This is a genomic window from Cupriavidus basilensis, assembly GCF_008801925.2.
GTDB classification, from domain to species: Bacteria; Pseudomonadota; Gammaproteobacteria; order Burkholderiales; family Burkholderiaceae; genus Cupriavidus; species Cupriavidus basilensis.
Genome location: NZ_CP062804.1, coordinates 1,077,406 through 1,089,521 on the forward strand (window position 1 = coordinate 1,077,406; position 12,116 = coordinate 1,089,521).

8 protein-coding genes are annotated in these 12,116 nt (G+C 64.0%); 3 read left to right on the forward strand and 5 right to left on the reverse strand.

What is annotated here, in order from left to right; all coding sequences use genetic code 11:
* Positions 1-154 precede the first annotated feature (154 nt).
* Positions 155-1,504: an MFS transporter gene (locus F7R26_RS25705; RefSeq protein WP_150987161.1), complete on the forward strand. Its 1,350-nt coding sequence runs from the start codon at positions 155-157 to the stop codon at positions 1,502-1,504.
* A 271-nt stretch (positions 1,505-1,775) separates the two neighbouring features.
* On the forward strand, positions 1,776-3,371 hold the full coding sequence (locus tag F7R26_RS25710) for a sensor domain-containing protein (protein ID WP_241754725.1): 1,596 nt from the start codon (positions 1,776-1,778) through the stop codon (positions 3,369-3,371).
* 65 nt (positions 3,372-3,436) lie between these two features.
* Here F7R26_RS25710 and F7R26_RS25715 read toward each other — a convergent pair whose 3' ends face one another.
* The 5 genes from F7R26_RS25715 to F7R26_RS25735 form a co-directional block, all read right to left on the reverse strand.
* Positions 3,437-5,245: a methyl-accepting chemotaxis protein gene (locus F7R26_RS25715; RefSeq protein ID WP_150987163.1), complete on the reverse strand. Its 1,809-nt coding sequence runs from the start codon at positions 5,243-5,245 to the stop codon at positions 3,437-3,439.
* A 375-nt stretch (positions 5,246-5,620) separates the two neighbouring features.
* Positions 5,621-6,604, reverse strand: a complete 984-nt coding sequence (locus F7R26_RS25720) for an aliphatic sulfonate ABC transporter substrate-binding protein (RefSeq protein WP_150987165.1) — start codon at positions 6,602-6,604, stop codon at positions 5,621-5,623.
* 210 nt (positions 6,605-6,814) lie between these two features.
* Positions 6,815-7,627, reverse strand: a complete 813-nt coding sequence (locus tag F7R26_RS25725; protein ID WP_150987167.1) for a MetQ/NlpA family ABC transporter substrate-binding protein — start codon at positions 7,625-7,627, stop codon at positions 6,815-6,817.
* Positions 7,628-8,090: 463 nt separating this feature from the next.
* Positions 8,091-9,365 carry an O-acetylhomoserine aminocarboxypropyltransferase/cysteine synthase family protein gene (locus F7R26_RS25730; RefSeq protein WP_043356075.1) on the reverse strand — a complete coding sequence of 425 codons (1,275 nt, stop codon included), beginning with the start codon at positions 9,363-9,365 and terminating at the stop codon, positions 8,091-8,093.
* A 121-nt stretch (positions 9,366-9,486) separates the two neighbouring features.
* Positions 9,487-10,455, reverse strand: coding sequence for an aliphatic sulfonate ABC transporter substrate-binding protein (locus F7R26_RS25735; RefSeq protein ID WP_150987169.1), 969 nt, complete (start codon positions 10,453-10,455; stop codon positions 9,487-9,489).
* A 691-nt stretch (positions 10,456-11,146) separates the two neighbouring features.
* On the opposite strand from F7R26_RS25735, the gene cyoA reads away from it, so the two are divergent.
* On the forward strand, positions 11,147-12,115 hold the full coding sequence (gene cyoA, locus F7R26_RS25740; RefSeq protein WP_150987171.1) for a ubiquinol oxidase subunit II: 969 nt from the start codon (positions 11,147-11,149) through the stop codon (positions 12,113-12,115).
* Position 12,116 lies beyond the last annotated feature (1 nt).

Below are 12,116 nucleotides of genomic sequence, written 5' to 3' on the forward strand. Positions count from 1 at the left end.
CCGCTCGCATCCCGGATGAACTGACCGGATAACGATGCCCGCTGCCACGGGGCAAGCATCGCGGGGGGAGCGCTTGCCTGGCGGCAAGGCACCGCCCGCGCGCCACCCGCTGCCGTCATGATCCAAGCAGAGATCCAAATCAAAGGAGACAACAATGGAAGCCGTAGCAAAGAAGAGTGCAGCGACGATCAGCGAGGCGCTGCCAGCGGCGAGCAATCGCCAGGTGTTTGGTGCCGTGGCGGCGTCGTGCATGGGATGGGCGCTGGACCTGTTCGACCTGTTCATCCTGCTGTTCGTGGCGCCCGTGATCGGCAGGCTGTTTTTCCCGTCGGAGCACGCCATGCTGTCGCTGGCGGCGGTGTATGCGTCGTTTGCCGTGACGCTGCTGATGCGGCCGCTCGGCTCGGCGATCTTCGGCTCTTATGCCGACCGCCATGGCCGCAAGGGGGCGATGGTAGTTGCCGTCACTGGCGTTGGCTTGTCCACGGCGGCGTTCGGCCTACTGCCGACGGTGGGTCAGGTGGGGCTGCTTGCGCCAGCCTTGTTTATCCTGCTGCGGCTGGTGCAGGGCATCTTCGTGGGTGGCGTGGTGGCATCCACCCACACTATCGGTACCGAATCGGTGCCCCCGTCCTGGCGCGGCGCCGTTTCCGGGCTGGTCGGTGGCGGTGGCGCGGGTATCGGGGCGCTGCTGGCTTCCATTACCTACATGGCGATGACCGCGCTGTTTCCGGGGGAAGCGTTCGACGCCTGGGGTTGGCGCTGCATGTTCTTCTCCGGCATCATCAGCTCGGTGCTCGGCCTGTTCATCTTCAACTCGCTGGAGGAGTCTCCGCTGTGGAAGCAGTTGCAGGCGGCCAAGGGGCACGCCGCGCCGGTTGAGAACCCGCTGCGCGTGATCTTCTCGCGCCAGTACCGTGGCGTCCTCTTCGTCAACATCCTGCTCACCGTGGGCGGTGGCAGCGCCTACTACCTGACCTCCGGCTATCTGCCGACCTTCCTCAAGGTGGTGGTGAAGGCATCGGCCGGCGAGGCTGCCGCCATCCTGATGGCCAGCAGTCTGGGTGTGATCGTGGCGTCGATCCTTGCCGGCCACCTCAGTACGATGATCGGCCGCAAGCGAGCCTTCCTGTTGATCGGCGCGCTGAACGTGGTGCTGCTGCCGCTGCTCTACCAGTGGATGCCGGCGGCGCCGGACACCACCACGCTCGGCCTGTATGCCGTGGTGCTGTCCATGCTGGGCTGCAGCGGCTTCGCCCCGATCCTCATTTTCCTGAACGAACGGTTCCCCACCAGCATCCGTGCCACGGGGACCGGCCTGTCATGGAATATCGGCTTTGCCGTCGGTGGCATGATGCCGACCTTTGCTTCGCTGTGCGCCAGCACCCCTGCCGAACTGCCCATGGTGCTGGGCATCTTCCTGGCGGTTGTCACCATCATCTACCTGGTGGGTGCGTTCATCGTTCCGGAGACGGCAGGGCGCCTTGGCGACAATGGAGCGTAGAGATCCAGCATGCGGGGGCTGCATCTTTCCCATGAAAGGCAGGGGGGCGCGAGCGCATCCCGATGTTCGTAGCGGTGGCAAACGCGGCTAGAATGCAATGACCCCGCGGTTTGCGCACGTGCGATGCCTTTGGGTCCGACGCGAACAGATGGCCCCAAACAAAATGGAACGACAGCCTGACTTTTGTCCTCCCCGCCCGAAAGAGGCCGGCGCCCGACAGCCGGCGCCGCCTCACCTTGGTGACCTGCTTGATAGCTTGAGCGACGGATTCATGTCGATAGACAGATCGTGGCGCTTCACCTATCTCAACCATACAGCCGAACGATACTTGCAGCAGGAGCGGCAAAACCTGCTGGGGCGCGACATCTGGCAGTGTTACCCGGACTTGGTGGACTCCGGCTACTACCGCGTCTATCAGCAGACGGCGGCAACCGGACTCCCCGGTCGGCATACTGACTATTACGCACCGCTCGACACCTGGTTTGAGGCTCGCTCATTTGCCCACGACGATGGCATCACGGTACTCTTTCGCGACGTCACGCGTGAACGCGAACACGCGGCGCAGTTGGAGTTTGAAGCGAGTCACGACTATCTGACTGGCTTGCCCAACCGGCGCAAGTGCATGGAAACGCTATCAGGCGCGGTCGCCGAGGCTGCTTCACCAGGCTTGACGCAGGGTGCTTGCCTGGCTGTGCTGTTTATTGACCTGGACCAATTCAAGGAAGTCAACGATGCGTTCGGTCATGCTGTCGGCGATGATCTGCTGCGCGGCTTTGCGAAAAGGCTGGTCGCAATTCTCGAGCCTGAGTTTTTCGCCGCGCGCGTAGGGGGCGACGAGTTTGTCCTGCTGTTACGCAATACGACCGAAAACGCGGCAGAAGCGTTCGCGCATGCGGTGCTCCGTGAGCTCGCGATGCCATTCGAGGCATGCGGAAGATCCGTCTGCCTGTCGGCCAGCATTGGCATTGCGCTACTGAGAGACGCACCGGAATCGGCCGAGGCATTGCTGAGTCGTGCCGACACGGCCATGTACGCAGCGAAGTCATCTGGCCGAATTCAGGTGTGCGCGTACGATGGCGCACTCGACCGCGGCATGCGTGACCGCCTTGCCTTGCGCATGGATCTACGTGAGGCCTTTGCCGCGAACCAGTTCGAGCTTCATTTCCAGCCTCAGATAGCACTCGCGGATGCTTCCCCAATCGGTGCCGAGGCGCTTCTTCGCTGGCGTCATCCTCAACGAGGATTGCTGATGCCGCACGCATTCCTGGATGTGTTGCTTGAGTCCCCATATGAAGCAACCCTCGTCGAATGGCTGCTCAATGCAGTTTGCCGCCATATCGGTGCCTGGCGACGGCTGGGCGTATCCATACCGCGGATCAGCCTCAATCTGTCGGCTCGGCAACTTCTCTGTGTGGAACTTACAGATCTGATTCTCCGTATCGCGAGGGCACACGACATCTCCCCCGCAATGCTCGACATCGAAGTCACGGAGGACAGCCTGGTGAGCGATATCGAGAAGGCAACATCCGTGCTCGCGGCGCTCAAGCTAGCCGGCATATCCACATCGCTGGACGACTTCGGCTCTGGATACTCCAGTCTCGGCTATCTGGTCCGACTGCCCATCGACACCCTGAAGATCGACAAGTCGTTCGTTCGGGCGCTGGCCGATTCGGAGAAGGCGTCTGCGATCATCCGAAGCATTGTCGGTCTCGCTCGTTCGCTGGGAATGAAAACAATCGCGGAAGGCGTCGAGTGCCAACACCAGGCGGCGGAGCTGAAGGATGCCGGATGCGATGCCATCCAGGGTTATCTAGTCAGCCGCCCGCTTGGCTCGGAGGCCTTTGCGGAATTCATGCTGCGCATGTGATAGCACCCTTCAGGCAGAGGGGAGAACACCGGGATGCGGGAGCCCGCAATGGGCTCCCGGGACGCTTACCCCAGCCTGAACTGCCCCACGACCCCCGCCAACGCGCCCGCCTGCCCCTGCAACGCTTCGGCCGCCGCGGTGGATTCCTCCACCAGAGCCGCGTTCTGCTGCACCATCTGATCCAGCTGGCTGACCGCCCGGTTCACCTCCTGGATGCCCCGGGTCTGCTCCTGCGCCGCATTGGTGATCTCGGAAATGATGCTGGTCACCTTGTCCACGTTCCCGACGATCGCATTCATCGTGTCTCCGGCGCGGCGTACCTGCCCGGAGCCGGACACCACGCTGTCGACGGTGGTCTCGATCAGCGTCTTGATCTCCTTCGCAGCCTGCGAACTGCGTTGCGCCAGGCCGCGCACCTCACCGGCAACCACGGCGAATCCACGGCCCTGCTCGCCGGCGCGCGCCGCTTCCACGGCAGCATTCAGCGCAAGGATGTTGGTCTGGAATGCAATGCCTTCGATCACGCCGATGATGTCGGACACCTTGACCGAAGCCTGCTCGATTGCGCTCATGGTCTGAATGGCCTCGCCAATGGCGGCGCCACCATTGCCAGCGACCTGGGAGGCCGCGATCGCAGACGCATCAGCTTGCTTGGCCGACATGGCAGACTGGCTCACGGTCGCGGTGATCTGCTCCATCGAGGCCGCCGTCTCTTCCAGGCTCGCCGCAGCCGATTCAGTCCGCCGCGAAAGGTCGATGTTTCCGGCCGCGATCTCGTTAGCGGCAGCATGGACAGATGCGCTCGCATCCCGAATCTGGCGCATCACGCTGACCAGCTTCTCGGCGAACGCGTTGAACGCCTGCGCAATCTGCGCCACCTCATCGGAGCCATTGGCTGGCAGGCGGCGCGTCAGGTCGCCATCCCCGCTACCGATATCCCGCATGGCGTCGCGAATCACCGACAGCCTTCGGAACGAAACCGCCGTCACCCCGGCGACGATGGCGGCCGCCACGCAAGCGATCACGATCAGCACGAACACCGATGCCATCAGCATGGAGCGCATGCCTGCCGTAGCCTCACCTTTGTCCAGCGCGATCACAGCGATCCAGTCCGTGCCGGGCACGCCGCGCGCCCGCAGCAGTTTGGGTGCATTGTCCACGTCGACCTGCAAAGGCGCCCTGGCGCCTTCGAGCGCGGCGAGCTTGTCGATGGCAAGCGCGGGCATCAGATCCGTCAGGGGCTTGAGCGTGAGCTTATCGTCCTGGTGGGCGACGATCTTGCCGTCCTTTGTGACCAGCACGCCGAAGCTGGCAGGCGTGGGGTGGATGGCCTTGATGGTGGCGATGACGCTGTCCATGGACACGTCGCCGGCCACCACGCCCTTGAGCACGCCGTCGCGCAGGATGGGCACGGCGAAGGTCACGACCAGCTTGCCGCTGCTGGCGGCCACGTAGGGCGGCGTGACCACCGGCTTGCCCGCGGCCACGGCTTGCTTGTACCAGGGGCGGGACGTGGGATCGTAGTTGGTCCGCAGGCTTTCGGTATCGGAAAACCGGTGGGACTTGTCGGGAAAACCGATGTAGGTCATGACGAAGCCGCCGGCGCTGGCGACCTGCTTGAGCGCGGCGATGGCGGCGTTGGTGTCGGGCTGCGTTGCCGCGTCCTGCAGCGAGTCGATCATCTGCATGTGGCTCGCCACCCAGTCGGCGATGGCGCCGACGTGGCCGTTCTGCACGGCGGCCAGGTTGCTGTCGATGGCGTCGTCGTTGTACGAACTGGCCACCACGTGATTGATAACGGCATTGGCGATGAGCGCCACCACGACGATGGCCACGGATAGGGCCACGATGCGCGCGCGGAGGGAGGACAGCATAATTGGGTCTTTTATGTTTGGCTCATCGGGCGGATAGCCTTTGGAGCGGTGGGGGCGAAGGGTCCTGGCTCGCTCTTACGGCATTGTTGCCGGCGAATTTAGGACCGCCCGGCAGCCTATTTTCAAAGTGAAAAAAGCGCCATTCGGATATCCGGATAAATCGTGATCTGGCTGTTCGGATATCCGGATGCCCTGGCTTTTGCGGGTGTTTAGCACCGAAGTGGTGCGTCTGTGGGCATGAGGGGGGGGCCGCCTCGCGCAAAAAAAGAGAGGCCTCCGAAGTGGAGGCCTCTCGTCTGTGTGAGGTCGTGTTCTGCGCGTGAGAGCGCGCGGACCTTCAACGGCTAGCGTGGCGGCAGGCGCAGGTCCCGAGGGTCAAGCGCGCCGCCATACCGGCGACTCCGCCACCACCACCTTGCGCGGCAGGATCTTCTGGCTGGTGAATGCATCCGCGATGCGCTGCTGCTCATCGAGCGAGGCGGCATCCACGGTTTGCACCTGGTAGGTCCGGCGGCGGTTGGCGGCTTCCACCGTGGGCGCGTCCAGGCCGATCAGCGGCGCATGCCACTGCGCGGCGGCCGCGGGGTTTTGCTTGATCCATTCGCCGGCGCGGCGCAGTTCTTCGTAGACCACGGCCAGCACATCCGCATGCTTGTGCGCGTACGGCGTGGCGGCGAGGTAGAAGCGCCGGTAGCTCGATAACCCCTTGCCATCGCGCAGGATGCGCGCATTGGCCTGGCGTTGTACCGCCGCCAGGAATGGGTCCCAGATCACCCAGGCGGCCACGCTGCCGCGCTCGAAGGCGGCGCGCGCGTCGGCCGGGCTCAGGTAGGCGGGCTCGATGTCGCGGATCGACAGCCCGGCGCTGGCCAGCGCTTCCAGCAGCAGGTAGTGCGCACCCGCGCCCTTGGCAAAGGCAATGCGCTGGCCTTTGAGCTGAGCGATTTCCTTGATCGGCGAATCCTGCCGCACCACGATGGCCTGTGCTTCAGGCGAGGGCGTCTCGATGGCGTAGTAGGTCAGGTTGGCGCCGGCCGCGAGCGCGAACGGCGGCACCGCGTCGGCCACGTCCGCGCTCAGGTCGAGGTTGCCGATATTGAGGGATTCCAGCAGCGGTAGGCCCGAGGTGAATTCATACCATTGCACCGACGCGCCCAGCGGCGCGAGCGCTTTCTCCAGCGTCTCGCGCGACTTCAGCAGGATCATCAGCGTGGATGATTTCTGGAAGCCGATGCGCAGCGTGTGCTTTGGCGCCTGCGCGCGTGCCGGCAACGCCGTGCCGAGCGCGCCGGCCATGCCGGCGGTCAGCATGCTGCTGACAACGATTCTCCGCCGCCGCTGGTTGAGTTCGTTTGTCATTGCCGCTCCCCGCGTGTCGTTCAAGTTGTAAGGGGAAGAGGGTAGGCGAAAGCCATGCCGCAAGGAACGAAGAATGTCGCAGTTGCTTATGCGGGGAGGTGTGGATAAGCCGGCGCCGGTGCTTGCCGATGTGCATGATGGCGCGTCAAAGAAAAAGAGCCCCGCATGGGGGCTCCCTGACAGCGCCGCGCCATCGGTGCGCGGCCTGGCTCAGCGCTGATAGGCCGGCGGCAGGAAGCCGGCGAAGCGTTGCTGTGTGGTCGCCTTGAATTCCGGCGACTGGTAAGCCTCGCGGATGTCCTTGACGAACGGCTTGCCAGTGTCGGCGGTGCGCACGGCGACCAGGTTCATGTAGTAGTCGGGAATCTTCTCCAGGCTGAGCGCTTCGGTCAGCTTCAGGCCGGAGGACAGCGCGAAGTTGCCGTTGACGAAGGCGAAGTCCACGTCGTCGAGCGAGCGTGGCAGCTGCGCGGCTTCGAGTTGGATCAGCTTGAGCTTGTTCGGGTTGCCTTCGATGTCGCGCTCGCTGGCGCGGATCGGGTCGGTGCCGGCCTTGAGCGTGATCCAGCCGATCTGCTGGAGCATGGCGATGGCGCGTGCCAGGTTGGACGGATCGTTAGGCAGCGACACCGACGCGCCCGGCTTCACTTCCGTGAGCGACTTGTGCTTGCGGCTGTAGATACCGATCGGGGCCGTGGGGACCTGGATGACTTCGGACAATTGCAGCTTGCGGTCGCCGGAGAACTTCTTCAGGTAGGCCACGTGCTGGAAGGCATTGGCATCGATGGCGCCATCGGCCAGCGCCAGGTTGGGCTGCACATAGTCGCTGAACTCAACGATAGTGACCTTGTAGCCCTTTTTTTCCAGCAGAGGCTTGATGCCGTAGCGGATCTGGTCGGAGTAGGGGCCAGCGGTGGCGCCAAAGCGGATTTCCTTCTTGTCCGGATCAGCCGCGCCGGCCGTCTGGATCACGCCGAGCGCGAGCACCGCGGCAATCAGTCGAATTCCGAAACCCAGTTTCATCTAAAGCTCCCCCGTATCGTTTGTGTGCATCGTGGCTTGCCGGGATGGCGGCCAGCAAGGATGCCCATTGTAGGGAAGTGCATACGTTCAAGGAACGAGTAAAAATGCATAGTCTTATAACGGACTTGCATATGCGTGTATGCGGGTTTGCAGGCGTTCGTGTGACGCCAACGGCTGTTGCGCTGCGGAATATGCCTACGCAATCGGGTAGTGGTTGCGGGATAACCCGTATTGCGGTTATGATTGAACTGTCTCCTCCAATCCCACCAAGGAATTGGATTCGCGCCCGCCTCATTGGTGGGCGTTTTTATTTGTGCTTCCCATTTTTGTGCTTCCCAAGCGGGCTTAAGCGGTCGCCAGCGCGGCGCAAATCTAGAAGGGCCGGTGGCATCCATGTGCCACCGGCCCTTCTTGTTGCGAGCGCCGCGTTGCGGCGCCAGCTACTGCGCTACCACGCGACCCCTCAGGCCGCGGCCAGCGCGCGCTCCAGGTCTTCCAGCAGGTCGTCGATGTGCTCGATGCCGATCGACAGGCGCACCATGTCTTCGCTGACACCGGCGGCCTTCAGCTCGGCGGCGTCGAGCTGCCGGTGCGTGGTGGAGGCCGGATGCGTCGCCAGCGACTTGGCGTCGCCGATGTTGACCAGGCGGGTGAACAGTTGCAGCGCGTCCAGGAAGCGCGCGCCGGCTTCGCGGCCGCCGCTCTTCAGGCCGAACGACAGGATGCCGGGGCCGCGTCCGCCCAGGTAGCGCTGCACCAGCGCGTGGTCCGGGTGCTCCGGCAGGCCGGCAAAGTTGACCCACTCCACCTTGGGGCTGGCCTTCAGGTGGCGTGCGACAGCCAGCGCGTTCTCGGTGATGCGGTCCAGGCGCAGCGCCAGGGTCTCGATGCCTTGCAGGATCAGGAAGGCATTGAACGGCGACAGCGCCGCGCCGGTATTGCGCAGCGGCACCACGCGGGCGCGGCCGATATAGGCGGCGGCGCCGAGCGCCTCGGTGTAGACCACGCCGTGGTACGACACATCCGGCTCGTTCAGGCGCTTGAAGCGCGCCTTGTGCTCGGCCCACGGGAACTTGCCGCTATCGACGATGGCGCCGCCCACGCTGTTGCCGTGGCCGCCCAGGTATTTGGTGAGCGAGTGCACGACGATGTCCGCGCCATGCTCGAACGGACGGCACAGGTAGGGCGAGGGCACGGTGTTGTCCACGATCAGCGGGATGCCATGGCTATGCGCCACCTTGGCGATGGCTTCGATATCGACGATGTTGCCCAGCGGGTTGCCAACCGACTCCACGAAGATCGCCTTGGTGCGCGCATCCACCAGGTCGCCGAAGGCGGCCGGGTTGCGGCCATCGGCAAAGCGGGTCTCGATGCCGGACAGGGGCAGCGTGTGCGCGAACAGGTTGTAGGTGCCGCCATAGAGCTGGCTGGCCGAGATGATGTTGTCGCCGGCCTCGGCGATGGTCTGGATGGCATAGGTGATGGCCGCCATGCCGGACGCCAGCGCCAGCGCGCCCACGCCGCCCTCGAGCGCGGCCAGCCGCTGCTCCAGCACGTCGTTGGTGGGGTTCATGATGCGGCTGTAGATATTGCCGGGCACCTTGAGGTCGAACAGGTCGGCGCCGTGCTGCGCGTTGTCGAACGCATATGCAACGGTCTGGTAGATCGGCACGGCCACGGCACGCGTGGTGGGGTCCGGGGAGTAGCCGCCGTGAACGGCAATTGTCTCGATTTTCATGATGTCGTTGTCTTCTTGTTGGAATGAATACGCTCAGGAACGGGCATGGTAGCAGCCGTGGTTCGCGTGTGTCATCCGGGGCGGGCCGCGTGGGCCCGCCCCGGATTTGGCCTTGGCCCACTTACTGGCTGGCCAGGGGGAAGCTCGCCTGCCAGACGTTGTCCTTGACCTTGACGGCGGTGGGGATCAGTTTCTGCTCATGGAACAGGTCGGCCACCCGCTGCTGGGCGGCGATCACCTCCGGCGTCACCGGGGTGGCGCCGTAGGGTACGCGCTTGAGCCAGGTCTCCACGACCTGCGTGTCCAGGCCCACGGCAGGCGCTAGCAGGGCGGCAGTCTCGCCGGGGTTCTTCACCACCCACAGGCCGGTCGTGCGCAGTTGCTCCAGGATGGCATTGACCACTTGCGGCTGCGCCTTGACGAAGCCGTTGGCGGCTTCATAGAAGTTGAAGGGGGAGGGCACGCCTTCATAGTCGGCGATGGTGCGCACCTTCAGCGCCTTCTGCGCCAGGGCGTAGTACGGGTCCCAGACCACCCAGGCGTCCACGTTGCCGCTCTCGAAGGCGGCGCGTGCATCGGCGGGCGGCAGGTAGATCGGCTGGATATCCTGCAGGGCCAGCCCATGCTTCTTTAGCAGCTGCACCAGCAGGTAGTTGGAGCTGGAGCCCTTTTGCAAGGCGATGCGCTTGCCGCGCAGGTCGGCCACCGAGCGGATCGGCGACTTCTCCAGCACGAACAGCGCCTCGTTGGTCTTGCCGCCGGGCTCTGCACCCACGTAGACAAAGTTGGCGCGCGCCGCCTGGGCGAACACTGCCGGCGGCGCACCGGTGTAGCCAAAGTCGATGCCGCCGGCATTGAGCGCCTCCAGCAACTGCGGGCCGGCGGGGAATTCCTTCCACTCCACCTTGAAGCCAAGCGGGGCGAGCTTTTTCTCCAGCGAGCCCTGCGCTTTGAGCACGGCCAGCAGGCCGGCCTTCTGGTAGCCCACGCGGACCGACGCGTCGGCGGCATGGCCGGCGGCGGACCAGGACAGCGCGGCGATGGCCAGGGCGCGGCCGACAACGGGTAGCCATTGGCGGAAAGGATGCATTGCGATGTTCTCCGAAGTCGACGATGCGGTAGCAAGGGTCTGAGGTTGGGATGCGGCCCTATGGTTGCGAAATCGCGCGAGGAGGGGAACGAAGGTTATTGCATTTGCATAGAACCGCGGCGGGCGCCGCGCGGTGGCAAGCACGCTTTGGCGGTCCGTGGCATTCTGCTTTCCCCCCAATCGCCCATCGAATTGCTCACCGCACGCGCGTTGCGGTTTGTGCAGCTGCTTTCAAGGGCGCGCACCCCTGCGACACCTTGCCGCAGTCAAAAATGTCTCGGCTTAATTGGGTGTTGCCAGTGAGATGGAAGAAGAAGCTGCATTGTCCGGTTTTCCGAACAGTGTGTTCCAGATCACGGGTTTACCCTCAATGCTGCGATGCGGTAGATTCGCGGCCACGATGTCTGACGTACCGCGAACCTCACCCGAACACCCTGCTTGCCCACCAGGCAAGCTCGCCGGGCTGCGCCACGCTGACGTCCTCCTGTGTGGACCGCCGCAGTCCCACTTTGATCCGTCCCACAAGGACCAAGCCAGGCTGCCGCTGATCGGCGCGTCCCCCGGCACACCGGTCGCTTGACCCGGATCTGACCCAGTTTCCCCCAAGCCTTAAGCCTGCCTCCTGCTCCCGCATCTGGCAGCAAAATCACGCCGCGCCGTCGCTGCCGTGGCCAACTCAACCAGTCGTGACATGAAGATACCCAAACTTCCGCGTTGGACGCGGCTAATGCCTTGCGCCGCCCTGCTCTTGCTGGCCGGATGCAACATGGCCGTGCTAGATCCGAAGGGCCAGATTGGCGCCGACGTCAAAAACATCATCCTGATCGCGACCTGGTTGATGCTGCTCGTGGTGGTGCCGGTGATCGTGCTGGTTTTCACCTTCGCCTGGAAGTACCGCGCCAGCAACAAGTCGGCCCGCTACGAGCCGGACTGGTCCCACTCGACCGGGATCGAAGTCGTGGTCTGGCTGATTCCCTGCCTGATCATCCTGGTGCTGGGCATCATCACGTGGAAGTCCTCGCACGACCTGGACCCCTACGAGCCCATCGAATCCAACGTCAAGCCGATCACCATCGAGGCGGTTGCGCTGAACTGGAAATGGCTGTTCATCTATCCGGACCTGGGCATCGCCACGGTCAACGAGATCGCGTTCCCGGTGAACACCCCCGTGAACTTCAAGATCACGTCGGATTCGATCATGAATTCCTTCTTCATCCCGCAACTGGGCAGCCAGGTGTACGCCATGGCGGGCATGGAGACCAAGCTGCACCTGATCGCCAGCGAGACCGGCGCGTTCGACGGCATGTCGGCCAACTACAGCGGCGGCGGCTTCTCGGGCATGAAGTTCAAGGCCAAGTCGGTGTCGAACTTCGACTTCGAGGCGTGGGTCAAGCAGGTCCGCGCCTCGTCGAACCAGCTGACGCTGGCTGACTACAGCGCGCTGGCCAAGCCCAGCGAGGCGAATCCCGTGGCGCTGTACGCCAAGGTCGATCCGCAGCTGTACCACGGCATCCTGCACAAGTACATGGACGGCGCCGGTGGCGCTATCGCCGGCAACGGCACCTCGTTTGGTCCCGTCTGCACCTCGCGCAACACCCTCGGCGTGAGCCAGGTGTCCATGGCCGCGCCCGCTACGCCGGCGCCGGGCTCGAATTCCTAGG

Excerpts from the sequence above, each read along its gene's own strand:
- F7R26_RS25735 (WP_150987169.1), bottom strand. The coding sequence starts at position 10,455 with ATGCATCCTTTCCGCCAATGGCTACCCGTTGTCGGCCGCGCCCTGGCC.
- F7R26_RS25705 (WP_150987161.1), top strand. The coding sequence starts at position 155 with ATGGAAGCCGTAGCAAAGAAGAGTGCAGCGACGATCAGCGAGGCGCTG.
- cyoA (WP_150987171.1), top strand. The coding sequence starts at position 11,147 with ATGAAGATACCCAAACTTCCGCGTTGGACGCGGCTAATGCCTTGCGCC.
- F7R26_RS25715 (WP_150987163.1), bottom strand. The coding sequence starts at position 5,245 with ATGCTGTCCTCCCTCCGCGCGCGCATCGTGGCCCTATCCGTGGCCATC.
- F7R26_RS25710 (WP_241754725.1), top strand. The coding sequence starts at position 1,776 with ATGTCGATAGACAGATCGTGGCGCTTCACCTATCTCAACCATACAGCC.
- F7R26_RS25720 (WP_150987165.1), bottom strand. The coding sequence starts at position 6,604 with ATGACAAACGAACTCAACCAGCGGCGGCGGAGAATCGTTGTCAGCAGC.
- F7R26_RS25725 (WP_150987167.1), bottom strand. The coding sequence starts at position 7,627 with ATGAAACTGGGTTTCGGAATTCGACTGATTGCCGCGGTGCTCGCGCTC.
- F7R26_RS25730 (WP_043356075.1), bottom strand. The coding sequence starts at position 9,365 with ATGAAAATCGAGACAATTGCCGTTCACGGCGGCTACTCCCCGGACCCC.